Here is a 24,200-nt window from a genome sequence, read left to right as displayed (position 1 = left end):
GGGGCCGGAGCCGGCGGGAATAATCGGCCGGATGAACACCTCCACCCCGGTGACCTGACCGATGGACGAGAGCCGCTACCGGCTGCTGGTCGACTCCGTCGCCGACTACGCCATCTACATGCTCGATGCCGAGGGCATCGTGTCGAGCTGGAACAGCGGCGCCCACCGCTTCAAGGGCTACACCGAGGCCGAGATCGTCGGCCAGCATTTCTCGCGCTTCTACGTCGACGAAGACCGCGAGGTCGGCCTGCCGCAGAAGGCCCTGGCCACGGCCCTGCGCGAAGGGCGCTTCGAGGGCGAAGGCTGGCGCGTGCGCAAGGACGGCACCCGCTTCTGGGCCCATGTGGTGATCGACCCCATCCGCGCGCCGGGCTCGGGCGAGCTGCTGGGCTTCGCCAAGATCACGCGCGACCAGAGCGAGCGCAAGGCGGCGGCCGAGTTGCTCAAGCGCAGCGAAGACCAGTTCAACCTGCTGGTGCAAAGCGTCACCGACTACGCGATCTACATGCTCGACTCGCAGGGCCGCGTGTCGAGCTGGAACCAGGGTGCGCAGCGCATCAAGGGCTATGCGCCCGAAGAGATCATCGGCGTGCACTTCTCGCGCTTCTACACCGCCGAAGACCGCGCCCGCGACCGGCCCAGCATCGCACTCGAGACGGCCGCGCGCGAAGGCCGCTTCGAGGGCGAGGGCTGGCGTGTGCGCAAGGATGGCACGCGCTTCTGGGCCAATGTGGTGGTCGACCGCATCCTCGACCCGAGCGGCCGGCTGCTCGGCTTCGCCAAGGTCACCCGAGACGTGACCGAGAAGCGCGAGGCCCAGCACCAGCTCGAGATCGCCCGCGAGGCCTTCTTCCAGTCGCAGAAGATGGACGCCATCGGCCAGCTCACCGGCGGCGTGGCGCACGACTTCAACAACCTGCTGATGGCGGTGCTGTCGAGCCTGGCCCTCATCCGCAAGCGCATTCCCGAAGACCCGAAGACGCAGGCCCTGCTCGACAACGCGGTGCGTGGCGCCAAGCGCGGCGCCGAGCTCACGCAGCGCATGCTGGCCTTCGCGCGCCGGCAGGAGCTCAAGCCGGGGGTGGTGCACGTGCCCGAGCTGGTGGAGGGCATGTCGGGGCTGCTGAAGTCTTCGCTCGGGCCCACGGTGAGCCTCGACACGCGCTACGAGGAGCCGCTGCCGCCGGTGCTCGTCGACGGCAACCAGCTCGAGCTGGCCCTGCTCAACCTTGCCGTCAATGCGCGCGACGCGATGCCGCAGGGTGGTGTGATCACCATCGCGGCGCGTGAGGAAGACGTGGTGGGTGAGCACCCGGCGCGGCTCGCCCCGGGGCGCTACGTCTGCATCTGCGTGCACGACGAAGGCGAGGGCATGGACGAGGCCACGCTCGCGCGGGCCACCGAGCCCTTCTACACGACCAAGGGCGTGGGCAAGGGCACGGGCCTGGGTCTCTCGATGGTGGAAGGCCTGGCCGCGCAGTCGGGTGGGCGGCTCACGCTCAAGAGCGCCAAGGGCGAGGGCACCACGGCGGAGCTGTGGCTGCCGGTGGCGAAGGCGCCCGCCGAGCCGGTGCCCACGCCCGTCGTGCCGAGGGAGGTGGCGCAGGTCGCGCCGCTCACCGTGCTGGCGGTCGACGACGACGCGCTGGTGCTGATGAACACCGTGGCCATGCTGCAGGAGCTGGGGCACACGGTGCGCGAAGCGCTGTCGGGCAAGGAGGCGGCGGCGATGCTCGCGCGCGATGCGTCGATCGCGTTGCTCATCACCGACCAGGCCATGCCGCAGATGACGGGCGTGCAGTTGATCGAGGCGGCGCACCGGGCGCGGCCGGGCCTGCCGGCCATCCTCGCCACGGGTTATGCGGAGCTGGCCACGGCCCTGCCACCGCGGGTGCCGCGCCTGGCCAAGCCCTTCGACCTGGAGGCCCTGGCGCAGGCCATTGCCTTCGCGCTGCAGCCGTCGGCCTGACCGTTACCAGGTGCCGCGCAAGGCCACCCGCAGCGTGCGCGGCGCTTCGCCTGCGACGTAGAGCGCCGAACGCTCCGGCGGGTTGGTGTTGGTGAGGTTGCTCACGCCGATGGTGAGGCGGAAACCCTGCTCCAGCTGGCGCGTGACGCTCGCCCCGAGGAAGACCAGCGGCGGTGCGTCGAGCGGCGGCTGGCCCACCGTCGCCGAGGCGATGGCCTGGCCGGCCGTGGCGTCGAGCTGGGCGCTGGCGCGCCATTGCGCCGTGGCCCATTCGATGCCGGTGCCGAGCGTGTGGCGCGGGCGCTTCTCGAGGCGCATGCCGTTGCCGTCGGTCGCGTCGAGGTACTGGTAGTTGGCGTCGAGCTTCCAGCCTGCGGCCGGGCGCAGCGAGCCCGAGAGTTCGGCGCCGCGCAGCGTGGCACGGTCGACGTTCTGGAAGCGGTAGACGGTGCGCGGCACCGTGACGCCGGTGGGCACCGGCACGATGAGGTTCTTCACCCGGTTGTCGAAGGCCATCAGCATCACGCCCGCATCGCGGCCGTCCCAGGCCACGCCAGCCTCGAAGCCGTTGCTGGCTTCGGCCTGCAGGTCGGGGTTCGACACGTAGGTGTAGGGGCCTTCGTCTTCCTGGTAGCCCGGGGTGATCTGCTTGAGCGTGGGCGGCTTGAAGCCGCGGCTGTAGCCGCCCTTCACGACCCACTGCGGCGCGGCGCGCCACACCGCGTAGAGGCGTGGGCTCCAGGCATTGCCGAAGCGCTGGTGCGCGTCGTAGCGCAGGCCGCCGGTGAGCGTGAGCGCGTCCAGCGGCCGGGCTTCGTCCTGCAGGAAGACCGAGTGGTGCCACGCGCTCGCCTCGCCGCCGGGCAGGGCCTGGTTCTCCAGGCCCTCGTCGCGCCACTCCACGCCGCCGGTGAGCTGGTGGCCGGCCCAGGGTTGGCCGTCGAACTGGGCGTCGACCGCGCGGTCGCGCAAGGTGTTGGGGCGCAGCGCCGCCACGCCGTTGGTGCGGGTGTTGGCCATCGCGAGCCGGCTCTCGTAGAGGCGCAGGTCGCTGTGCCAGCGGGCATCGCCCGACCAGTCGGCGTTCCAGCCGAAGGCGGTGTGCTGGCGGTCGACCTCGGTGTCGGAGCCGTACACGCGGCGCAGGCCGCTGCGCTCCACCGCCTTGGCCCAGCGCAGCTCGCTGCCGAAGCGCTGCTGCACGTCGATCGTGTGGCCCGGCGCGGCGGCCCAGGCCAGGCGCCAGGCGGCTTCACGCTTGCGGCGGCCTTCGAGGTCGGAGATGCGCGGGTCGAGTGCCGAGGGCACGTCGTCGCGCCAGCTCTCGCCGACCGTGAGGGCGCCGTTCACGCCCTGCATCAGCGGCCCGGTGATGCGGGCGGTGGCGCGGTGGCCGTCGCTGCCGCGCCCGCCCTGGCCGCGCGAGCCTTCGAGCGAGACGCTGCCGCCGAGGGTGTTGGCCGGGGCACGGGTGAAGATCTGCACCACGCCGCCGAGCGCTTCGGCGCCGTAGAGCGCCGCCAGCGGCCCGCGCACGACCTCGATGCGCTCGATCTCGTCCATGGGCACCCAGTCGAGCTGGAAGTCGGTGTGGCCGATCACGCCATCGCTCGCGCTGATGCGCCGGCCGTCGACGAGGAAGAGCGTGTGCTTGGGGTCGAAGCCGCGCAGCGCGAGCGCCTTGCGGCCGGAGATCGTGCGCGTGAAGACGGTGACGCCGGTCTCGCCGCGCAGCGCTTCGAGCACGTTGTCGGCACCGCGTTGTTCGATGGTGGCACGGTCGACCACGGTGACGGCGGCGGGCGCGTCGGCCAGCGGCATGGCGTGGCGCGTGGCGCTGATGACGACGCGCTCCAGCTCGTAGGTGGGTTTGTCGGTTTGTGCCCAGGCGCTCAGCGTGACGGTGGTCAAGAGCGTGGTGGCGATGAGGGCAGGGCGAGCGGGGTGGGCTCGGCGGCGCATGGTGGCTCCAGAGGCTGGTTGGAAGGACATGGGTCACAGCATCGGCGTGGTGGCACCGCAATTCCTTGAGCTGGTTTGCTTTCTGAATGCAAAGGCGAGGGTGCATACCGTTCGCTTGACGGGGATCAAGCGGTGGGGCTCCGGCATGCGCCCCCGTGCCCGCCTTGACTTGCTTCAAGGAAACGACCCCCGCTTGGGCAGACGATGCGCTCGCCACTGGATTCGTCCGCAGACCCACTACCCCCTAGGAGGGACCATGAACCCGATCAAGACCGCGCTCCGGCTCACCACCCTGGCCGCGACGTTTGCACTGCTCGCTTCGCCGCTCGCGCAGGCGCAGGACAAGAAGGCCGTCACCCCTGGCGACGTGCAATACCACGCCGCACCTTCCGCGCTCACCGGCGTGCCGATGGTGGAAAGCCGCAACCCGAAGGCGCCGCCGATGACGCAGGCCGAGTTCGACCAGGCGCGCAACATCTACTTCGAGCGCTGCGCCGGCTGCCACGGCGTGCTGCGCAAGGGCGCCACCGGCAAGCCGCTCACGCCCGACATCACCATCGGCAAAGGCACCGACTACCTGAAGGTCTTCATCGCCTACGGATCGCCGGCCGGCATGCCCAACTGGCAGACCAGCGGCGAGATGGATGAGAAGACCGTCGACATGATGGCCCGCTACATCCAGCACGAGCCGCCCGTGCCGCCCGAGTTCGGCATGGCGCAGATGAAGCAGACCTGGAAGGTCATCGTGCCGCCCGAGAAGCGCCCGACGAAGAAGATGAACAACTTCAACATCGAGAACATCTTCTCGACCACGCTGCGCGACACCGGCGAGGTGGCGCTCATCGACGGCGACACCAAGAAGATCATCAACGTGGTGAAGACCGGCTACGCGGTGCACATCTCGCGCACCTCGGGCTCGGGCCGCTACGTGTTCGTGATCGGCCGCGACGCCAAGATCAACATGATCGACCTGTGGATGCCGGTGCCCGACAACGTGGCCGAAGTGCGCATCGGCCTCGAGGCCCGCTCGGTGGACACCAGCAAGTACAAGGGCAAGCTCGGCGACTTCAGCGACAAGCTCGCCATCGCTGGCGCCTACTGGCCGCCGCAGTACGTGATCATGAACGGCGACACGCTGGAGCCGATGAAGATCGTGAGCACGCGCGGCATGGTCGTCGGCACGCAGGAATACCACCCCGAGCCGCGCGTGGCCTCGATCGTGGCCTCGCACTTCAAGCCCGAGTTCCTGGTCAACGTGAAGGAGACCGGCAAGACGCTGATGGTCGACTACTCGAACATCGACGCGCTCAAGGTCACCGAGATCGGCTCGGCGCCCTTCCTGCACGACGGCGGCTGGGACTCGTCCAAGCGCTACTTCATGGTGGCCGCCAACAACAGCAACAAGATCTCGGTCATCGACGCCAAGGACGGCAAGCTGGCCGCCATCGTCGACGTGGGCAAGATCCCGCACCCGGGACGCGGCGCCAACTTCGTGCACCCGAAGTTCGGCCCCGTCTGGGCCACCGGCCACCTGGGCGACGAGACCATCTCGCTGATCGGCACCGACCCGGTCAAGCACAAGCAGTACGCCTTCAAGCAGGTCGACACCCTCAAGGGCCCGGGCGGCGGGGCGCTCTTCATCAAGAGCCACCCGAAGAGCCGGCACCTGTATTCCGATGCGCCGCTCAACCCGGACCCGGCGGTGTCGCAGTCGGTGGTGGTGTTCGACATCGACAATCTGGCCAAGGGATCGGTCACGCTGCCCATCGCCCAATGGGCCGACCTGAAGGACGACGGCGCCAAGCGCGTGGTGCAGCCCGAGTTCAACAAGGCGGGCGACGAGGTGTGGTTCTCGGTCTGGTCGGCCAAGAACAAGCAGAGCGCGCTGGTCGTCGTGGACGACAAGACGCTCAAGCTCAAGGCCGTGATCAAGGACCCGCGCCTGATCACCCCCACGGGCCACTTCAACATCCACAACACGCAGCACGACGTGTACTGAGCCGGAGGCCGCGATGAAGAACGTGATCTGTTCCGCCGCGGTCGCGGGTCTGGCCTTGTGGGCAGCGGCGCTGCCCGCCCAGGCCTCGCCCGAGGACGTCATCACCAAGGCCGGCTGCAACGCCTGCCACACGAAAGACAAGAAGCTCGTCGGGCCATCGTTCAAGGAGATCGCTGCCAAGTACAAGGGCCAGGCCGGTGCCTCCGCCGCGCTCGCGCCCAAGGTGCGGCAGGGCGGCAAGGGCGTGTTCGGGCCGATCCCGATGCCGCCCAATCCGCCTGAGAAGATCTCCGACGCCGACCTCAAGGTGGCGGTCGACTGGATCCTCCAGCAGTGACGACGTGAAGATCTTCAGGCGCCGTGTGCTGGCGCTGCTGCTGGCCGCGGGCGCCTTGCACGCTGCGCAGGAGGATGACTGCGCAGCACCCGAGGCCGCGCTGAGACTGTCCACCGACAGTGGGCGTTATGTCGTCGAGGCCCACGACGCGGCGCTCAGCATCTACGAAACCGGCGTGGGCTTGGTGCGGCGCCTCGAAGGCCGTAGCCTGGACGGGCGCCTGCAGGGCCCGGCGACGGCGCTCTTCGCGATGCCCCAGCGGCGCAGCATTGTGGCGGCCTGGCCGGCGCTCGGCGAAGTGTGGGAGTTGTCGCTCGACCCGCAGGCCCCGCCGGTGTACGACGGCCTCGTGCACGACTACCGCATGGGCGAAGCGATTGCCCGCCGTGGCTTCCTCTACCCGAGCCGTGCGCGCATCGGGCCACCGTTTCCCGACCTGCGCTTCGCCGACCCGCGCGTGCCGTGGCTGGCCGGCGTGGTGCCCGAGGGCGTGGCGATCGTGCACCTCGACGTGCGGCGCCAGATCGCGCCGCTGCCCTGCCGCGAGCCGCGGCTGGAGCGCGCCGAACTGCGCGGCGAAGGTGGCGCGATGCGCTGGTGGCTGCCGTGTGGCGACCGGTTGCTGGTGGTCGACCCCGTGCGCTGGCGCGTGGTCGAAGAGCGGGAGGCCCTCAGGCCGGATACGCCGCCAGGCGCTGCGGATCGAGGATGCGGATGTCGCGCTTGTCCACCTCGATGAGGCGGGCCTCTTCCAGCTCGCGCAGGACGCGCGAGAAATATTCCGGCGTGAGCGACAGGCGCGAGGCCACGGTCGCCTTGCTCACGGGCAGCGAGACGGTGACCACCTCGCCGGTCACGCAGTCTTCTGCGGCCTGGTCGCGCAGCAGGTAGCCGATCACGCGCTGCAGGCCGCTTTGCAGCGAATAGGCCTGCACGTCGTGCACCAGGCCGTGCAGCCGGCGCGACAGGCCGGCCAGCATGCGCATGGCGAAGCGCGGGTCGCCTTGCAGCTCGTCGACCACCACGTCGCGCTGCACGTCGAGCAGCACCGTCTCGGCCAGCGCCTGCGCGTTGACCATGCAGGGCTTGCCCAGGAACATCAGCGCCTCGGCGAAGCTGCCGCCGGGGCCAATGAGCTCGATGACCTTCTCATGCCCGTCGGGCGAGATCACGAAGAGCTTCACCTGCCCGCTCACCACCACCTGGAACGACAGGCAGGGGTCGCCCACGCGGAACACCATCTCGCCGCGCTCCACGCGGCGGATGTGGCAGCCAGCGGCCAGGCGCTCCAGCTCGGGCCGGCCGATGTCCGAAAACAAGGGCAGCATCGAAAGAAAGCGCGGGATGTCGAACGAACGGGGGCTCAGCACGAGGCCGATGGTGGCGGCCGACCCGGGGTGCCCGCTTGATGGGCGTCAAGAAACCGCAGGCGCGGTCAGCGCTGCAGCAGGCGCGAGACGCTGAAGCTTTCGAGCCAGCCGCCGAGCCGGCCGGCCATCGAGGGGCTGCGTGCCGGGGCGCCTGCCGGGGCGGGCGCTGCGGCGCGGGCCACGGGCGCCGTGCCAGCGGCGGGCACCGCGGCGGCCGGCAGCAGCGGCCCCTGGGCCGGCTGGAGGCTGGCCGCCCGGTGGCCGAGCGGTGCGGGCGACTGGCCGGTGGCCACCGGCCGGGTGAGCGGGGCGGTGGGCTTTGGGTGCAGCACCGGGCGCAGCCACTGGAGGATGGGCTGCCACTGGGCGAGGTCGGCTTCCACCTTGGAGGCGGGCAGGTCGAAGAGGGTCAGGCCCTGCTCGACGCAGCGCACATAGCCCTGCGTTTCACGCAGCACGCCGATGAACGGGATCTCGTGCTTGGCGGCCCAGTCGCGCAGGGTCTCGTCGGCCTTGGTGCGGGCGTCGAGCCGCATGCCCACCGCGGCCACCTTGCACTTGCCGCTGGCGATGCGCGGCAGGGTCATCAGCTCGGCGAAGCAGTCGGCGGCGGATTCGCGGTCGAAGACCGAGTTGCACACGGGCATCACGATCGCGTCGGCAAACATCGCCACGCGGGCGAGGTCGAAGCCGCGCAGGCCGCCCGGGGTGTCGAGGATCACGTGGCTCACGCCCGGAGGCGAGCGCAGCACGCTGCGGGCGTCGACCGTCCAGCCGACGATGGGGGCCTTGTTGGTGACGTTCTGCTTGCTGCGCAGCCGCAGCCAGGCCTGGGTGGACTGTTGCTTGTCCACGTCGCCGAGCATCACGGCAATGCCGTCGTGCGCCAGATGCGCGGCCAAATGGGTGGCCAGCGTGCTCTTGCCGCTTCCACCTTTTCGATTGACGACTGCAACGACGGGCATTGAAACCTGTGTCTGTAGGCTGTGCCATCCGCGCAAAGACGGTGGCGGGTCATTAAATCACCAAACCAGTGCGGCTCCCATAGGCGGCAGCCCTTGTAGATGCCAAGTGTTGCCGCCTTCGATACTCGCCTTCGATTCTGATATCGGCATGACGCAAGCAGTTCCTGACTCCCGATACGCCTGGATACGCCTGATGGCTTCCCTGGCGCTCATGACCATCGGCAGCGGTGGCATGTACCTCGTCGCGGTGGTGCTGCCCTCGGTGCAGGCCGAGTTTGGCGTGGCGCGGGCCGACGCCTCACTGCCCTACACGGCGCTCCTGATCGGCTTCGGCGTGGGCGGCATGCTGATGGGCCGGATCGCCGACCGCTACGGCGTGATGGTGCCGGTGCTGATCGGCAGTGCCGGCCTCGGGCTCGGGTACCTGGCCGCCGGGCTTGCGCCCAACGTGTGGGTCTTCGCGCTGGCGCACGGCGTGTTGCTGGGGCTGCTGGGCAGCTCGGCCACGTTTTCCCCGCTGGTGGCCGACACCTCGCTCTGGTTCGTGAAGCGGCGGGGCACGGCGGTGGCCATCTGCGCCAGCGGCAACTACCTGGCCGGGGCCATCTGGCCGCCGGTGGTGCAGCACTTCAACGAGGCGGTGGGCTGGCGCCACACCTATTTCGGCATCGGCGCCTTCTGCGTGCTCACCATGCCCTTCATCGCCCTGATGCTGCGCCCGCGGCCGCCCACGGCGCAGGTCTCCGCCGTGCCGGGCGGTGCGGTGGTCGCCAGCGACCGGCCCTTCGGCCTGTCCATGAACAAGGCGCAGCTGCTGCTGTGCGTGGCGGGCGTGTCGTGCTGCGTGGCGATGTCGATGCCGCAGGTGCACATCGTGGCCTACTGCGGCGACCTCGGCTACGGCGCGGCGCGCGGGGCGCAGATGCTGTCGCTGATGCTGGGGCTGGGCATCGTGAGCCGGCTCGTGTCGGGCTGGATCTGCGACCACATCGGCGGGCTGCGCACGCTGCTGCTGGGCTCCACGCTGCAGGGCGTGGCGCTGCTGCTCTTCCTGCCCTTCGACGGGCTGGTGCCGCTCTTCATCATCTCGGGGCTCTTCGGCCTCTTCCAGGGCGGCATCGTGCCGTCTTACGCCATCATCGTGCGTGAGCATTTCCCGCCGGCCGAGGCCGGCTCGCGCGTGGGCGCGGTGCTGATGTGCACGCTGCTGGGCATGGCGCTCGGCGGCTGGATGTCGGGCAAGGTGTACGACCTCACCGGCTCGTACCACGCCGCCTTCCTGAACGGCATCGCGTGGAACGCGCTCAACCTGAGCATCGCCTGGTGGCTCTTCAGCCGCGCGCGGAAGGCTACGCGGAAGGCGTGACGAACTGGTCGAGCCCCTTGGGCAGCTTCGCCCAGAGGGCCTCGCGCGTGGCTGGCGCCAGTTCGAGCTGGAAATGCTGCTGCAACGCCGCGTCGAACGCCTCCCGCGTCGCCAGGCGCGTGGTCGTGGGCGGCAGGCCCGGGCGGCGCTGCACCAGCCGGTCGTTGAAGAGGCCCACGCGCAGCTCGGGCGCCACCCGCTCCACGAGCAGGTTGTGGCAGAAGATCGACGTGGGGTGCGTGGCGGTGAACCAGTTCAGCGGCTCGTAGTCGGCGGCCGCGTGCGGCTCGAGCGTGAAGCGGTACATCGGCATCCAGCCGGCCGGCAGGCGGGTTTCGGCGGTGTAGACCTCACCATCCAGCGTGAAGCGCAGCAGCGCATGGGGTGTGCGCTGGGGCTCGTCGATGACGAGCGGCAGCGGCGTGTCCATCAGGTTGCCGCCGAAGCCGGCATCGGCGATGTAGGTGCGGGTGCCGCCGTCGACGGGCACCGTCACCTTCAGCAGCATGTGGCTGCGCGGGCGCAGCGGTGCGTCGGGCGGGCGCATCCACACCACGCGTGCGGCCAGCGCCTCGACCTCGAAGCCCAGCGCTTCCAGCGCGAGCTTGAGCAGCAGGTTCTGCTCGAAGCAGTAGCCGCCGCGGCCCCGGTGCAGGAGCTTCTCAGCCACCGCCGCGGGGTCGAGCGAGGGTGGCGTGCCCAGCAGCGGGTCGATGTTTTCGTAGGGGATGTGGGCCGGGTGGCGAGTGCACACCGCCGCGAGCAGCTCGATGCTCGGCTCGCGACTGCCGGTGTGGCCCACGCGCCGCAGATAGGCCTCGAGATCGATCATGTGCCGCAGTGTGGTGAGGGTGAGGCATTGTGCCGTTGCCCCCGTTGACGCAGCGCCTGGGCAGGTTCACGCTCCGCCCCAAGGGAAGGGAATGCCTGTGGACAAAGGCCTTGGAATTCGCGCACGGCTGGCGCTGCTGCTGGCATTGCTGCTCGCGCTGATGGCGCTGGCGGCGGGGTATGCGCTGGTCCAGCTGCGGGGGGTGACCCTGTCGGTGCAGAGCGTGTACGACGATCGTGTGCTGCCACTCTTCCAGCTGCGCAAGGTGTCCGACACCTACGCCGTCGACTTGCCCCGCCTTGCGCGCGACCTGCGAGACGGCGCCATCGGCACTGAGCAGGCCCTGGGCCAGCTCGACGCCGCGCGCCGCCATGCGCGCGAGGAGTGGTTGCGCTACAAGGCCACCTACCTGGTGGAGCGCGAGAAGCTGCTGGTGGCGCGCGCCGACCCGCTCTTCGAAGCGTCCGAGCAGCTGCTCGTGCGCTACGCCGTGGCGGTGGCCGACGGCACCCCGCGGCCGGCCGACACCGAGCTGCACGCGACCGTGCAGCCGCTGGCCAACGTGCTTGGCGAGCTGATCAAGCTGCAGGCCGACGAGACGCTGGCCGCCGCGCGGGCCAGTCACGGCAGCTACAACGCCGCGCGCTGGGCCTTCGTCGTGCTGCTGGGCCTGGCGGGCACGGCAGGCATGGGCCTCGCGTGGCTCGTGGCCATCGGCTACACCCGCGAGCTGCGCGAGCGCGAGCTGGCGGCGGAGCGGCTGTCGCTGTGCTACTCGGCGCTCTCGCGCACCAACCAGATGATCGTGCGGGTGCACGACGAAGCGCAGATGTTCAGCGAGATCTGCCGCATCTGCGTGGAGACGCGGCTGGCGCGTGTGGCCACGCTGATGCTGCCCGAGGGGCCCGACCGCTTCCGCATCGTCGCCTCGGCGGGCCCCGCCGACACGATGATGGCCGGCCTCGACCTGAAGCTCGACCCCCCCGGCCAGGAAGGGCCCGTCGCGCTCGCGCTGCGCCACGGGCAAGTGGCCATCTCCAACGACTTCCAGCACGACCCGCGGGTGGCGCGCTTCCGTGCGCGCGCGCTGGAGCAGGGCGTGTGCGCGATGGGGGCCTTCCCGGTGCGCCGCGCCGGCGCCGTGGTGGCCTGCCTCGGCCTCTACGTGGGTGAGGTCGGCTTCTTCGACGAGGCCCGCCTCGCGCTGCTCGAAGAGATGACGGGCGACCTGTCGTTTGCGCTCGACAACATCGACCGCGATGCTGCCCACGCCGCGGCCGAGCGCGAGGTGGAGGAAAGCTACGCACGGGTGCGGCAGATCTTCGACATGATCCCGGTGTCGATCACGCTCACCTCGCTGCGCAGCGGCCTGCTGGTGCTGGCCAACACGGCGGCCGGCGAGCGCTACGGCATGGCACCCGAGGCGATGGTCGGCCGCTCGACGACCGAGATGAACGTCGGCTTCGGCCGCCTCGAGCGCGAGCGTTTCTTCCGCCTGCTCGAGGCGCAGCACTCGGTGCGCAACTTCGAGACCAAGGTGCGCAACGTGCGCGGCGAGGTGCTGGACGTGCTCACCAACGCCGCGCGCATCGACTACATGGGCGAGCCCTGCGCGCTGGCGGTGAGCCTCGACATCACCGAGAGCCGCCGCCGCGAGCGCGCCGAGCAGGCGCAGCGAGATGCCGAAGCCCACAACCGAGCCAAGACCGAGTTCCTCTCGCGCATGAGCCACGAGCTGCGCACGCCACTCAACGCCGTGCTCGGGTTCTCGCAGCTGCTGCAGTCGAATGCCCAGGAGCCCCTCACGCCGCGCCAGCGCGAGCAGATCGAATCCATCCGCCAGGCCGGCTGGCACCTGCTGGCGCTGGTGAACGACGTGCTCGACGTCTCGCGCATCGAATCGGGCCACCTGCGGGTGGAGTTGCGCGCGGTCGACCTGCTGCAGTTGCTCGACGAGGTGGGCGAGCTCGTGCGCCCGCTGGCCGACCGAACCGGCATCCGGGTCGAGCGCCACGACGGCGACGGCCCGGCCTACGCGATGGCCGACCCGGTGCGCCTGCGCCAGGTGCTGGTCAACCTGATGAGCAACGCCATCAAGTACAACCGGCCCGGCGGCGTGGTGAGCGTGGCGGTGGAGCGCTCGGGCCCGCGTGTGGGCGTGTCCATCGCCGACACCGGCATCGGCATGACGCAGGAGCAGCTCGACGGCCTCTTCGAGCCCTTCAACCGCCTCGGGCGCGAGTACAGCGAGATCGAAGGCACCGGCATCGGCCTCGTGCTCACGCGCCAGCTGGTCATGCTGATGGACGGGGAGCTCGAAGTCGAAAGCGAGGAAGGCTGCGGCACCACGGTGCATGTGGCGCTGATGCGGGCCGACGCGGCGCCGCCCGCGATGCCGCAGCTTCCCCCCGGCGCTTCTGCGGCGGGGGCCGGCGACGACGAGCCCGAAGGCACCGTGCTCTACATCGAAGACAACCCGATCAACCTGCTGCTCGTGGAGCAGCTGCTGCTGCGCTGGCCGGGCGTGCGCCTGCTGCAGGCTGAGACGGGCGAGAAGGGCATCGAGCTCGCGCAGGCGCTGCAGCCCGACCTGGTGTTGCTCGACATGCGCCTGCCCGACATGAGCGGCCCCGAGGTGCTGGAAGAGCTGGGTGCGCATCACCGCACGCGCCACCTGCGGGTGGTGGCACTGTCGGCGAGCGCCATGCCGGAAGAGGTGGCCCTGGCGCGCGACAGCGGCGCGCACGACTACTGGACCAAGCCGCTCGACTTCGACCGTTTCACGGCCGACCTCAAGCGGCTGCTGGCGAAGTTGGCGGTCAGCTGAGCTTGAAGACGGCCACCGTCTGAGCGAGCGTCGCGGCCTGGTGCTTCAGGCTTTCGGCGGCGGCGGCGCTTTCTTCCACCAGCGCGGCGTTCTGCTGCGTGACCTGGTCGAGCTGGGCCACGGCATCGCCGATCTGGCCGATGCCGGCGCTCTGCTCGGTGCTCGCGCTGCTGATCTCGCCGATGAGGTCGGTCACGCGCTTCACCTGGTTCACGATGTCGTCCATCGTCTGGCCCGCTTCGGTGACCAGGCGGGCGCCGTTCTCCACCTTCTGGACGCTCTCGCCGATCAGGCTCTTGATCTCTTTCGCGGCCTGCGCGCTGCGCTGGGCCAGGGTGCGCACCTCGCCGGCCACCACCGCGAAGCCGCGGCCCTGCTCGCCGGCACGCGCCGCTTCCACGGCCGCGTTGAGCGCGAGGATGTTGGTCTGGAAGGCGATGCCGTCGATCACGCTGATGATGTCGGCGATCTTGCGCGAGCTGGCGGTGATGGCGTCCATCGTGGTGATGACCTGGCCCACCACCACGCCGCCCTGCGCGGCCACGGCCGAGCAGCTGCTGGCGAGCTGCGTGGCCTGGCGGGCGGTGTCGGCGCTTTGCTGCACGGTGGAGGTGATCTCCTCCATCGAGGCGGCCGTCTGCTGCAGGTTGCTCGCCTGCTCTTCGGTGCGCTGGCTCAGGTCGGCGTTGCCGGTGGCGATCTGGGCCGAGCCGGTGGCGATGGAGTCGGCGCTGTTGCGCATCTGGCCCACGACCGTCACCAGGCTCTCGTTCATGTGCTTGAGCGCGGCCAGCAGCTGCCCGGTCTCGTCTTGCGTCTTCACTTCGATGCGCGAGCCGAGGTTGCCCGAGGCCACCGTCTGCGCCACGCGCACCGCTTCGCCGATGCCTTGCGAGATGCGGCGGATCAACGTCCAGGCGAAGCCCGCGGCCAGCAGCACGGCGATGCCGCTCACGATGATGTTGCGCCAGAACACGCCTTCGTAGTCGGCCTGCGCCTGTTTGTATTCCTGCTCGGCCACCGTGAGCTGCACGTTGATGAGCTTGTTCAGGCTGTCGGACAGCGGGTCGACCGCGGGGTACATCTCCTTGGCCGTGAAGCTGCGCAGGCCTTCGAGGTCGTTCTTCGTGAGCAACTCTTCCACCCGTTTGGACGCGGCATCGGCCACCTTCATGGCCGGCTCGATGGTGGCGATCAGCTTCTTCTCCTCGTCGACGAGCTCGGTGGCGATGTAGGCCTTCCAGTTCTTCTCGATGCTCGCGCGGGCGCCGGCCAGGGCCTTCAGGCCGTCGGCCGGCTTCATGGCGCCGTCACGCGTCTTGTGGGCGGTGTCGACCATGCCGATGAAGTAGCCGTCGGCCACCTCGTTGAGCTGCTTGAGCGGCACCACGCGGTCGTTGTAGACACTGCCCAGCTGCTGGTTGCTTTCGCTCAGGCGGTAGATGGACGAGCCTGCCGAGATGAGCAGCAGCGCCAGCAACACGCTGACGAGTGCGATCAGCCGGGCCTTGATGCTGAGTTTGTTCATGGGTCTCTCCGTCGGTGATAACCGTTCATGCGTGCGGTGGCAGGCATGTCTCCAGCCCTCACTATCGGGGCCGGGTGGGGGCCGCTAAAGAGCGATATCGGACGGAGAAGGCGGCTATTTCATTTTGTTCAATTCAGTGCGCACCGGAAGGGTGCGTTCAGGCCGTTCCGGTGGCCCGTTTCGGCAGCTTGAGCACCCCGGTCACGAGGCTGGTGCCGAGCAGGATGACGGCGCAGCCGAGCGTCATCGTGAGGTCGACCTTCTCGCCGAGGAAGATGCCGCCCCACACGACCGCGAACACCGGGATCAGGAAGGTGACCGAGATCGCATTCGCCGGCCCCACGTGGGCGATGAGGCGGAAGAAGAGCAGGTACGCGAGTGCCGTGCACGCCACGGCCAGCACCAGCGCGTAGCCCCAGGCGCTGGTGCTGGGCATCTGCATGGGCCACCAGACGATGGCCGGCGCCAGCAGGAAGATCGATGCCCCGAGCTGGCTGCCGGTGGCCACGGCCAGGGGCGGCACGCCCGTCAGGTAGCGCTTGGTGAAGCTGGCCGAGAAGCCGTAGAGCACCGTGGCCACCAGGCAGGCCAGCACGGCCGGGACGACGGCGCTGGCCTCGACGGCGCCGGGCTTCAGGCCGGCGCGGTCCCACACCAGCCAGAGCACCCCGCCAAAGCCGATGGCGAGGCCGGCGACGCGGGCGCTGTCGAGCCGGTCTTTCAGCCACAGCCAGGCGAACACGGCGCCGAAGAGCGGCGTGGTCGCGTTGAACACCGCCGACAGCCCGGCGTTGATGGTGAGCGCTGCGTAGTTGAAGCACATGAAAGGCAGGGCTGAGTTGGTGAGGCCCACCACCAGCAGCGGCCGCCAGTGCTGGCGCAGGCCCGACAGCTGGCCGCGGTAGGCCAGCAGCGGCAGCAAGAGCAGCGAGGCCACGGCCACGCGCACGAAGGCGAGAGCCACCGGGCCGAACTCGCCGGCACCCAGGCGCATGAAGAGGAACGAGGCGCCCCAGAGCGCGGCGAGGGTGACGAGTTCGAGCAGGTCTGTTTTCTTCATCGGGTGCTTTCGTGGGCGAGCAGCGCGCGCTTGCGGTCGAGGCCGCCCGCGTAGCCGGTGAGTTGGCCGCCGCTGCCGAGCACGCGGTGGCAGGGCACGATCACGCTGACCGGGTTGCGGCCCACCGCCGCGCCCACGGCGCGCACGGCCTGCGGCAAGCCGATGCTTCGGGCGATGTCGGCGTAGCTTTTGGTGGCGCCGCACTCGATGTTGCGGAGGGCCTGCCACACGCTTTGCTGGAAGGGGCTGCCTTGCAGGTCGAGCGGCAGCTCGAAGCGGGTGCGGCGGCCGGCGAAGTAGTCGGTGACCTGCGTGGCGGCTTCGCGCAGCAGTGGGTCGTCGGGGCGCTCCGGGGCGTCGATCGGCGCGGGGTGCCACTTCTGCGATTCGAACCAGAGGCCGGCCAGGCCGCCTTCGGTGCGGGCGATGAGCACCTGGCCGAGCGGCGTGGTGTAGGTGGCCTGGGCGGTGATGCGGCGGAGGGTGGGCATGGTGTTCTCCAGTCAGGCGAGCGAGTTCCACAGGCGCAGCACGGCATACGAGCGCCAGGGGCGCCAGCGCTCGGCGATGGCGTCGGCCTCGCGTTGGGTGGTGGTGCCGAAGAGCGGCTTCATCGCGTTGAGCACGGCCACGTCGTTCGGCGGGAAGGCATCGGGCCAGCTGAGGGCGCGCATTGCGATGTAGTGCGCCGTCCAAGGGCCGATGCCGGGGAGCGTCTTGAGCATCTCGATCAGCGCGGCGGGCTCACGCCGCTCATGCAGGTGGCGCGAAGCCTCGGGCCAGGCCTGCGCGAGCGCGAGGATGGCCCCGGCGCGGGCGCGGATGATGCCGAGTTCGGCGATGCGCTCGACCGGCGCTGCCGCGATGGTCTCCGGTGACGGAAAGGTGTGCGTGACCTCGGGCCACGGCGTGGCGATGGGCTCGCCGAAACGGTCGGCGAAGCGGCGGGCGAGCGTGCGCGCCGCGGCCACCGTGACCTGCTGGCCGAGCACGGCGCGCACCACCATCTCGAAGCTGTCGACGCACCCCGGCAGGCGCAGGCCCGGGCCGCCGGGCAGGCCGGCGAGGGCGTCGTCGATGGTGTCGGGCGAGGCGTCGAGGTCGAGCCAGCGGCGCACGCCGGCCACCACGCGGGCGCTGTGCGGGGCGAGCGAGGGCGCGAACTGCAGTCGCACGTGGGCCGCGCGGGTCTCGGTCTCGGGCACGAACTCGGCCTGCAACCAGCCGGCACCCTGTGCAATCGCCCCGGCGCGCAGGCTGCGCCGCACGCACAGGCCGTCGACCTGCTCGACGCCGGGAATCGCCCGCAGCGAGAGGAAGCGCAGCATCGCCGCCGTGTCGTAGGGCGGGCGCAGGCCGAGGCTCACGCAGAGCGCCTGGTCGGCGGGCAGGTCGGCCGCTTCGTCGGCGTCTTGCCGCAGGCGGCTTGGGCTCATGCGGTAGCTGTCGGCAAACGCCGCGTTGAAGCGGCGCAGGCTGCGAAAGCCACTCGCGAGCGCCACCTGGGCGACGGGCAGTCGGGTGTCGGTCAACAGCTGCTTGGCGAGGAGCAGGCGGCGTGTCTGCAGGTATTGCAGCGGCGTCACGCCGTGCTCGGCGGCGAAGATGCGGCGCAGGTGGCGGTTGCTCACGCCGAGGTGCTCGGCCAGCGCGGCCATCGAGGGGGCATCGCGCGCGTCGTCGTCGGCGCCGAGCCGGCTGTCGAGCCACTGTGCGGCCTGGCGGGCGAGGGTGCGCGAGGCGTCCATCACCGTCCACGCGAGGCCCGGGCCCGGGGCCATCTCGGGGCGGCATTTCATGCAGGGGCGGAAGGCCTCGGCTTCGGCCTGGGCGGGGCTCGAGAAGAAGCGACAGTTTTCCTTGCGCGGCGTCCTCACGCGGCAGACCGGCCGGCAATAAATGCCGGTCGAGGTCACGCCCACGAACAGGCGGCCGTCGAAGCGGGCATCGCGGGCCTTGAAGACCTGGTAGGAGGCGTCGTGGTCGAGCGTCATGAAGTTCATTATGGGTGGCTGAATCGGCTCGACTGGCCGTTTCCGGACACATGCATTCCGCTGCCGAAACAGGCCCATGCGGGAGGTGGAACGCCCCGTGCTCCACGCCCCGAGGGCGTCATGTGGCGTCTATAGAATCCGCCAACTTCTTCCAGGAGCACTCTCGCATGCAAGTCACCGCCTCCAACTTCAAGGCCTATGACATCCGCGGCATCGTCGGCAAGACCATCGACGAACGCTTTGCGGAACACCTCGGCAAGGCTTTCGGGAGCGCGGCAGTGGCAGCAGGCGAGAAGGCCGTGGCCGTGGGCCGCGATGGCCGCCTCTCGGGCCCGGGCCTCGTGGCCGCCCTGATCCGCGGCCTCGCGTCCACCGGCCTCGACGTGGTCGACCTCGGCGCCGTGACCACGCCCATGCTCTATTACGTGGCCGCCACGCGCGGCCAGCATGGCTGCAACTCGGGCATCCAGGTGACCGGCAGCCACAACCCGAAGGACTACAACGGCTTCAAGATGGTGCTGGCCGGCCGCGCGATCTACGGCGACGAGATCCAGGCCCTGCGCACGCGCATCGAGACCGAAGACTATGTGGTGGGCCAGGGCCGCTCCGCGAAGATGGACATCCTCGCCGAGTACAGCCACCGCATCGCGAGCGACTGCAAGCTCAAGCGCAAGATGAAGATCGTGGTCGACAGCGGCAACGGCATTCCCGGCGCGTCGGCCCCCGGCATCCTGCGGGCGCTCGGCTGCGAGGTGACCGAGCTGTATTCCGAAGTCGATGGCGACTTCCCCAACCACCACCCCGACCCGAGCAAGCCCGAGAACCTGGCCGACCTCATCCACGCCGTGAAGACGAGCGATGCCGAGATCGGCCTCGCCTTCGACGGCGACGGTGACCGCCTGGGCGTGGTCACGAAAGACGGCAACATCATCTACCCCGACCGGCAGCTGATGCTCTTCGCCATCGACGTGCTCGAGCGCAACCCCGGCGCCACCATCATCTACGACGTGAAGTGCACGCAGCGCCTCGCGCCCGTGATCCGCGAGCACGGCGGCAAGCCGCTGATGTGGAAGACCGGCCACTCGCTCGTGAAGGCCAAGCTCAAGGAAACGAAGGCGCCGCTCGCCGGCGAGATGAGCGGGCACATCTTCTTCTCGGAGCGCTGGTACGGCTTCGACGATGCCACCTACACCGCGGCGCGCCTGCTGGAGATCCTGTCCAAGAGCAAAGACCCGAGCGCCGTGCTCGACGGGCTGCCCACGAGCTTCAACACGCCCGAGCTCAACGTGCCCTGCGCCGAAGGTGAGCCGAAGCAGGTGGTGGAGAAGCTCTTGAAGAACGCCGACTTCCCCGGCGCCGAGGTCGTGACCATCGACGGCCTGCGCGTGGACTACGACGACGGCTTTGGCCTCATCCGCTCGTCCAACACCACGCCGGTGCTGGTGTTGCGCTTCGAGGGCCACACGCAGGAGGCGCTGCACCGCATCGAAGACAAGATGATGGCGGCGCTCAAAGCGGCCAAGCCCGACGCGCAGGTCGCCGCGGCGGCGCACTGATGGAGCCCCCACGTCGCTGCGCTCCCGCCCCCCGAGGGGGCGGTCAGCCGCCTTGGGGCGGCCCGGCGGCGGCTGACTTCTTGCCCAGCCTGTGCGTGTCCTGATCGTCAAGCTGTCTTCGCTGGGTGACGTGGTGCACGCCATGCCGGTGGTGCACGACATCCGCAGCGTCTACAGCGGGGCGCGCATCGACTGGGTGGTCGAGCCCGCCTTCGCGCCGCTCGTGCGCCGGGTGCAGGGCATCGGCGAGGTGATCGAATGCGCCCAGCGCCGCTGGCGCAAGCGCTGGTGGACGAGCGCCGTGCGCGCCGAGTGGCGCGAGTTCAAGCGCAAGCTCACCGCCGAGCGCTACGACGCAGTGATCGACCTGCAAGGCCTCACCAAGTCGGCCGTGGTCGCGCGCATGGCGCAGGGGCCGAGCTTCGGCCTCGCCAACAAGACAGAAGGGTCGGGCTACGAGTGGCCGGTGCGCTGGCTGATCGACCAGACGATTGAGATCACACCGCGCATCCACGCGCTCGACCGCTCGCGCGAACTCGCCGCGCGGGCGCTCAACTACCAGGTGAGCGGCTCGCCGTACTTCGGCCTGCTGTCGCACGCCGAGCCGCTGGCGCAGCCGACGGTGGTGTTCGTGCACGGCACCTCGCGCGACGACAAGCTGTGGCCCGAGGCGTGCTGGGTCGAGCTGGGGCAGCGCATGGTCGCGTCAGGCTTTGCCGTGGCGCTGCCGCACGCGGGGCCGGTGGAGCTGGCGCGTGCCGAGCGCATCGCCCACGCGATCGGGCCCAAGGCCGGCGTGTGGCCGCAGATGTCGCTCGACGCGCTGGTCGACCGGCTCGGGGCGGCGCAGGGCGTGATCGGCGTCGACAGCGGCCTGAGCCACATCGCGGTCGCGCTCAACCTGCCGCATGTGCAGCTCTACAACTTCCCGACCGCGTGGCGCACCGGCCCGCTCGCGGCCCACGGCCACCATCACCAGGTGGCGCTGGAGCGCGACCCCACGCCCGAAGTCGACCTGGTGTGGGCAACGTGGCAAGTGGTGCGTCGCGCCAAGCGCGGCTGAGCATGTTCGCGCGGCATCTCTATTCCAACCTGCTGCGCCTGCTGAAGCCGGCCTACGTGCTGCGCCTGTGGTGGCGCGGCCGGGCCGAGCCGCTGTACCGGCATGCGATCGGCGAGCGGCTGGGCGACTACCAAGGCGCCGCGCAGGCCGGGGCGCTGTGGGTGCATGCGGTGTCGCTCGGCGAGACGCGCGCGGCGGCGGCGCTGGTCGAGGCGCTGCGCCTGCGCCACCCGCAGCTGCGCCTGCTGCTCACCCACAGCACGGCGACCGGCCGCGAGGCGGGCAAGGCCTTGCTGCGCGAGGGCGACGTGCAGGCCTGGCTGCCGTATGACACGCCCGGTGTGGTGCAGCGCTTCTTCGAGCAGTTCAAGCCGGTGGCCGGCGTGCTGATGGAAACCGAGATCTGGCCCAACCTGCTGCACGCGGCCCACGTGGCCGGCGTGCCGATGGTGCTGGCCAACGCGCGCCTGAGCGCCAAGAGCCACCGCCAGGGCCAGCGCCTGTCGTCGGTGATGTACCCGGCCGCGGCCACGCTGCGCATGGCACTCGCGCAGACGGAAGACGATGCTGCGCGGTTGCGCGATTCCGGCGTGGGCGAGGTGGTCGTCTGCGGCAACCTCAAGTTCGACATGGCGCCCGACCCGGCGCTCATCGCCCGCGGGCGCGCGTGGCGCACGCGGCTGGCGCGCCCGGTCGTCATGGCCGCGGCCACGCGCGAAGGCGAAGAGGCGATGCTGCTGGCCGCCTGGGCGGCGCTGCCGTCGGCGCAGCGCCCGTTGCTGCTCATCGTGCCGCGGCACCCGCAGCGTTTCGATGAAGTGGCCGGGCTCGTCAATGCGCAGGGCTTGTCGCTGGCTCGGCGCAGCGCCTGGCCGGCGGAGCCCACCGACGCCGCATGGTCGGCCGACGTGTGGCTGGGCGACAGCATGGGCGAGATGCCGCTGTACTACGGCATGAGCGACGTGGCGCTGCTTGGCGGCAGCTTCGCCCCGCTCGGCGGGCAGAACCTGATCGAGGCCGCCGCGTGTGGCTGCCCCGTGGTGATGGGCCCGCACACCTTCAATTTCGCCGAGGCGGCGACGCTGTCGCTGGCGGCGGGGGCGTCGCTGCGGGTGGCCGACATGGGCGAGGGCGTGGCGCGTGCGGTCGACCTGGCCGGCCACCCCGAGCGCGAGCAGGTGGCGCAGCGCGCTGTTGCCTTCGCGAGCCAGCACCGGGGTGCAGCCGGGCGCATGGCCGAACTGATCTCGACGCTGCTGGTGCACCCCTGAGTCATTCCCGCTTTCGCGGGAATGACGGGTTGGCTCTACTTCGCCAGCAGGCTGTTGACCGCCGACACGTCGGCGGGGGCCAGGATGCCGGCCGTCTGGCGCAGGCGCAACTGGTTCAGCAGCACGTCGTAGCGGGCCCGCGCCAGGTCGCGCTGGGTGCTGTAGAGCTGCGTCTGCGCGTTGAGCACGTCGAGGTTCACCCGCACGCCGACCTTGTAGCCGAGCTGGGTGGCGTCGAGGGCGACCTTGCTCGAGGTTTCGGCCGCTTCGAGCGCCTTCACACGGGCTTGCAGCGACTGCGTGCCGAAGAAGGCGGTGCGGGCGTTCTGCGTGGCCACGCGGCGGTTGGCTTCGAGGTTGTTGCGTGCCTGTTCTTCGAGCAGCAGCGTTTCCTTCACGCGGTTCTGCACCGCAAAGCCGGCGAAGAGAGGCAGGTTGAGCGTCAGCGCCACGGTCGACTGGCTGGTGCTGCCCGAGTAGTTGACGGTCGGCGCGATGCCCTGCTGCGACTGGCCATTGGTGCGGCCGCGCCCGGCGCTGCCGCTCAGGTCGAGCGTGGGCAGGTGACCGGCGCGGGCCTTGCTCGTTTCGAGTTGCGCCGACTCATAGCCGATCTGGAACTTGCGCACGAGCGGCGAAGCCTCGGCTTTCGAGACCCACTCGTTCACGTCGGCTGGTGACACCGGGGGCAGCGCGACCGGCACGGCCAGCGGCTTGGGCTGCACGCCGCTGCGGCCGACGAGCTGGTCGAGCGCGATGCGGCGGGTCAGGAGGTCGTTCTCGGCCGCGAGCTCTTGCGCGGTGGCGAGGTCGTAGCGGGCCTGTGCTTCACGCGTGTCGGTGATGGTGGCGGTGCCGACTTCGAAGTTGCGCTTGGCCGAGGCCAGCTGCTCCGAGATGGCCTTGGTGCTGGCCTGTGCCGTGGTGAGCGCGTCTTGCGCGGCCAGCACGTCGAAGTAGGCGGTGGCCACGCGGACGATCAGGTCCTGCTCGGCCAGCGCGAGGTCGGCTTTGGCACTGTCGACGCCGAGGTCGGCTTGGGAAATGGTGGCGTCGTTGGCGCGGTTGAAGAGCGTCTGCCGCGCGTTGAGCGTGGCGTTCGGGCCGCGGTTGCTGCTGTCGCTCACTGGCGTCTCGCTGGTGGTGCGCGCGTAGCTCACGGCTGCGCCGACGTTGGGCCGGCGCAGCGCGTGCGCCTGGTCCGCCTTGTACTGCGCCGAGTCCGCCAGTGCACGGGCCGCGAGATATGTCGCGTCATAGCCGCGCGCGGTGTCATACAGCTCCTGGAGCGATTGCGCATTGGCGGTGGACAGGGCGCCAAGGGCGAGAGCAGCCGCGAGGGCCAGCCGGCGTGGCGTGAAGGCAGGGGACATGGAAAGGTCCTTGGGTTGTACTGCGTTCGAAAGAAGAATCAGAAATGGAAGCGCGACGGCTCGTCGAAGCCCTTGAGGCGCTGGGCCACGGTGTCGAAGAGGTTCACGCTCTTGAACTCGTTCTCGCCCACGCGGGTCACGAGCACCGCGTTCATCACCGGCTCCTGGCCGACGATGGCGGCGAGACGGCCGCCGACCTTGAGTTCGTTCAACAGGCCCTGCGGGATCGACGCCACCGAGCCCGAGAGCAGGATCACGTCGAACGGGCCGGCGGTGGGCAGGCGCTTGCTGCCGTCGCCTTCCATCACGCTCACGTTGGTGACCGAGGCGCGCTTGAGGTTCTCGGAGGCGAGCTTGGCAAGCGTCGGGTCGACCTCGAGCGTGACGACCTGGCGCGCCTTGTGCGCCAGCAGCGCGGCCATGTGGCCGGAGCCGGCACCGATCTCGAGCACACGCTCGTGCTTGCGCACCTCGAGCTCCTGCAGCAGGCGGGCTTCGATCTTGGGGGCCAACATGCACTGCCCGTTCGGCAGCGGCACCTCGGTGTCGAAGAACGCCATGCTGCGGTAGGCCGCAGGCACGAAGTCTTCGCGCTTGACCACGGCCAGCAGGGACAGGACGCTCGCGTCCAGCACATCCCAGGGGCGGATCTGCTGTTCGATCATGTTGAAGCGGGCTTGCTCGGTGTTCATGGCGTGTTCTCGGTAAGGCAAGTAAGGCAAAGGGGG

19 protein-coding genes are annotated in these 24,200 nt (G+C 69.9%); 9 read left to right on the top strand and 10 right to left on the bottom strand.

Going from position 1 to position 24,200, the window contains the following annotated elements; all coding sequences use genetic code 11:
• Positions 1-61 precede the first annotated feature (61 nt).
• Positions 62-1,969 (top strand): PAS domain S-box protein, encoded by a 1,908-nt coding sequence (locus KF892_06940; protein ID MBX3624731.1) that lies wholly within the window; start codon positions 62-64, stop codon positions 1,967-1,969.
• Between the two features lie 3 nt (positions 1,970-1,972).
• On the opposite strand, the gene KF892_06935 is transcribed toward KF892_06940, so the two are convergent.
• A complete protein-coding gene (locus KF892_06935; protein ID MBX3624730.1) occupies positions 1,973-3,931 on the bottom strand; it encodes a TonB-dependent receptor in 1,959 nt (652 codons plus the stop codon).
• A 256-nt stretch (positions 3,932-4,187) separates the two neighbouring features.
• Between KF892_06935 and KF892_06930 the strand changes: the two genes are divergently transcribed.
• From KF892_06930 to KF892_06920, 3 genes are read left to right on the top strand one after another with little or no spacing between them, the layout of a single operon-like run.
• A complete protein-coding gene (locus KF892_06930) occupies positions 4,188-5,930 on the top strand; it encodes a c-type cytochrome (GenBank protein ID MBX3624729.1) in 1,743 nt (580 codons plus the stop codon).
• Positions 5,931-5,943: 13 nt separating this feature from the next.
• Positions 5,944-6,267: a c-type cytochrome gene (locus KF892_06925; protein ID MBX3624728.1), complete on the top strand. Its 324-nt coding sequence runs from the start codon at positions 5,944-5,946 to the stop codon at positions 6,265-6,267.
• Positions 6,268-6,271: 4 nt separating this feature from the next.
• On the top strand, positions 6,272-7,006 hold the full coding sequence (locus KF892_06920; GenBank protein ID MBX3624727.1) for a hypothetical protein: 735 nt from the start codon (positions 6,272-6,274) through the stop codon (positions 7,004-7,006).
• On the opposite strand, the gene KF892_06915 is transcribed toward KF892_06920, so the two are convergent.
• On the bottom strand, positions 6,939-7,595 hold the full coding sequence (locus KF892_06915; protein ID MBX3624726.1) for a Crp/Fnr family transcriptional regulator: 657 nt from the start codon (positions 7,593-7,595) through the stop codon (positions 6,939-6,941). The genes KF892_06920 and KF892_06915 overlap by 68 nt on opposite strands.
• A gap of 107 nt (positions 7,596-7,702) precedes the next feature.
• A complete protein-coding gene (locus tag KF892_06910) occupies positions 7,703-8,602 on the bottom strand; it encodes a ParA family protein (protein MBX3624725.1) in 900 nt (299 codons plus the stop codon).
• A 193-nt stretch (positions 8,603-8,795) separates the two neighbouring features.
• On the opposite strand from KF892_06910, the gene KF892_06905 reads away from it, so the two are divergent.
• Entirely contained in the window at positions 8,796-9,968 is a 1,173-nt protein-coding gene (locus KF892_06905; protein ID MBX3624724.1) for an MFS transporter, read from the top strand.
• On the opposite strand, the gene KF892_06900 is transcribed toward KF892_06905, so the two are convergent.
• On the bottom strand, positions 9,952-10,800 hold the full coding sequence (locus KF892_06900; GenBank protein MBX3624723.1) for an arylamine N-acetyltransferase: 849 nt from the start codon (positions 10,798-10,800) through the stop codon (positions 9,952-9,954). The genes KF892_06905 and KF892_06900 overlap by 17 nt on opposite strands.
• Positions 10,801-10,897: 97 nt before the next feature.
• Here KF892_06900 and KF892_06895 point away from each other — a divergent pair, with 97 nt between their 5' ends.
• Positions 10,898-13,627 carry a response regulator gene (locus KF892_06895; GenBank protein MBX3624722.1) on the top strand — a complete coding sequence of 910 codons (2,730 nt, stop codon included), beginning with the start codon at positions 10,898-10,900 and terminating at the stop codon, positions 13,625-13,627.
• On the opposite strand, the gene KF892_06890 is transcribed toward KF892_06895, so the two are convergent.
• From KF892_06890 to KF892_06875, 4 genes are all read right to left on the bottom strand, one after another.
• Positions 13,620-15,155: an MCP four helix bundle domain-containing protein gene (locus KF892_06890; GenBank protein MBX3624721.1), complete on the bottom strand. Its 1,536-nt coding sequence runs from the start codon at positions 15,153-15,155 to the stop codon at positions 13,620-13,622. The two genes, KF892_06895 and KF892_06890, sit on opposite strands and share 8 nt — an antisense overlap.
• A 157-nt stretch (positions 15,156-15,312) precedes the next feature.
• Positions 15,313-16,215 carry a DMT family transporter gene (locus tag KF892_06885; protein ID MBX3624720.1) on the bottom strand — a complete coding sequence of 301 codons (903 nt, stop codon included), beginning with the start codon at positions 16,213-16,215 and terminating at the stop codon, positions 15,313-15,315.
• Entirely contained in the window at positions 16,212-16,706 is a 495-nt protein-coding gene (locus KF892_06880) for a methylated-DNA--[protein]-cysteine S-methyltransferase (GenBank protein MBX3624719.1), read from the bottom strand. Before KF892_06880 ends, KF892_06885 begins: the two co-directional genes overlap by 4 nt.
• Positions 16,707-16,718: 12 nt before the next feature.
• Positions 16,719-18,218 (bottom strand): DNA-3-methyladenine glycosylase 2 family protein, encoded by a 1,500-nt coding sequence (locus KF892_06875; GenBank protein ID MBX3624718.1) that lies wholly within the window; start codon positions 18,216-18,218, stop codon positions 16,719-16,721.
• A 158-nt stretch (positions 18,219-18,376) separates the two neighbouring features.
• On the opposite strand from KF892_06875, the gene KF892_06870 reads away from it, so the two are divergent.
• The 3 genes from KF892_06870 (at position 18,377) to KF892_06860 (ending at position 22,099) form a co-directional block, all read left to right on the top strand.
• A complete protein-coding gene (locus KF892_06870; GenBank protein ID MBX3624717.1) occupies positions 18,377-19,765 on the top strand; it encodes a phosphomannomutase/phosphoglucomutase in 1,389 nt (462 codons plus the stop codon).
• 91 nt (positions 19,766-19,856) lie between these two features.
• Complete coding sequence (gene waaC, locus KF892_06865; GenBank protein ID MBX3624716.1) at positions 19,857-20,828, top strand: lipopolysaccharide heptosyltransferase I; 972 nt, start codon at positions 19,857-19,859, stop codon at positions 20,826-20,828.
• Between the two features lie 2 nt (positions 20,829-20,830).
• Entirely contained in the window at positions 20,831-22,099 is a 1,269-nt protein-coding gene (locus KF892_06860; protein MBX3624715.1) for a 3-deoxy-D-manno-octulosonic acid transferase, read from the top strand.
• 35 nt (positions 22,100-22,134) lie between these two features.
• On the opposite strand, the gene KF892_06855 is transcribed toward KF892_06860, so the two are convergent.
• Both KF892_06855 and KF892_06850 read right to left on the bottom strand, forming a co-directional pair.
• Positions 22,135-23,472 (bottom strand): TolC family outer membrane protein, encoded by a 1,338-nt coding sequence (locus tag KF892_06855; protein ID MBX3624714.1) that lies wholly within the window; start codon positions 23,470-23,472, stop codon positions 22,135-22,137.
• Positions 23,473-23,510: 38 nt separating this feature from the next.
• Positions 23,511-24,164, bottom strand: coding sequence for a protein-L-isoaspartate O-methyltransferase (locus KF892_06850; GenBank protein ID MBX3624713.1), 654 nt, complete (start codon positions 24,162-24,164; stop codon positions 23,511-23,513).
• Between the last annotated feature and the right edge of the window lie 36 nt (positions 24,165-24,200).

This window comes from Rhizobacter sp. (genome assembly GCA_019635355.1).
GTDB lineage: Bacteria > Pseudomonadota > Gammaproteobacteria > Burkholderiales > Burkholderiaceae_C > Rhizobacter.
The sequence above is the reverse complement of the archived record's forward strand: the minus strand, read 5'-3'. Positions and strand labels throughout refer to the sequence as shown.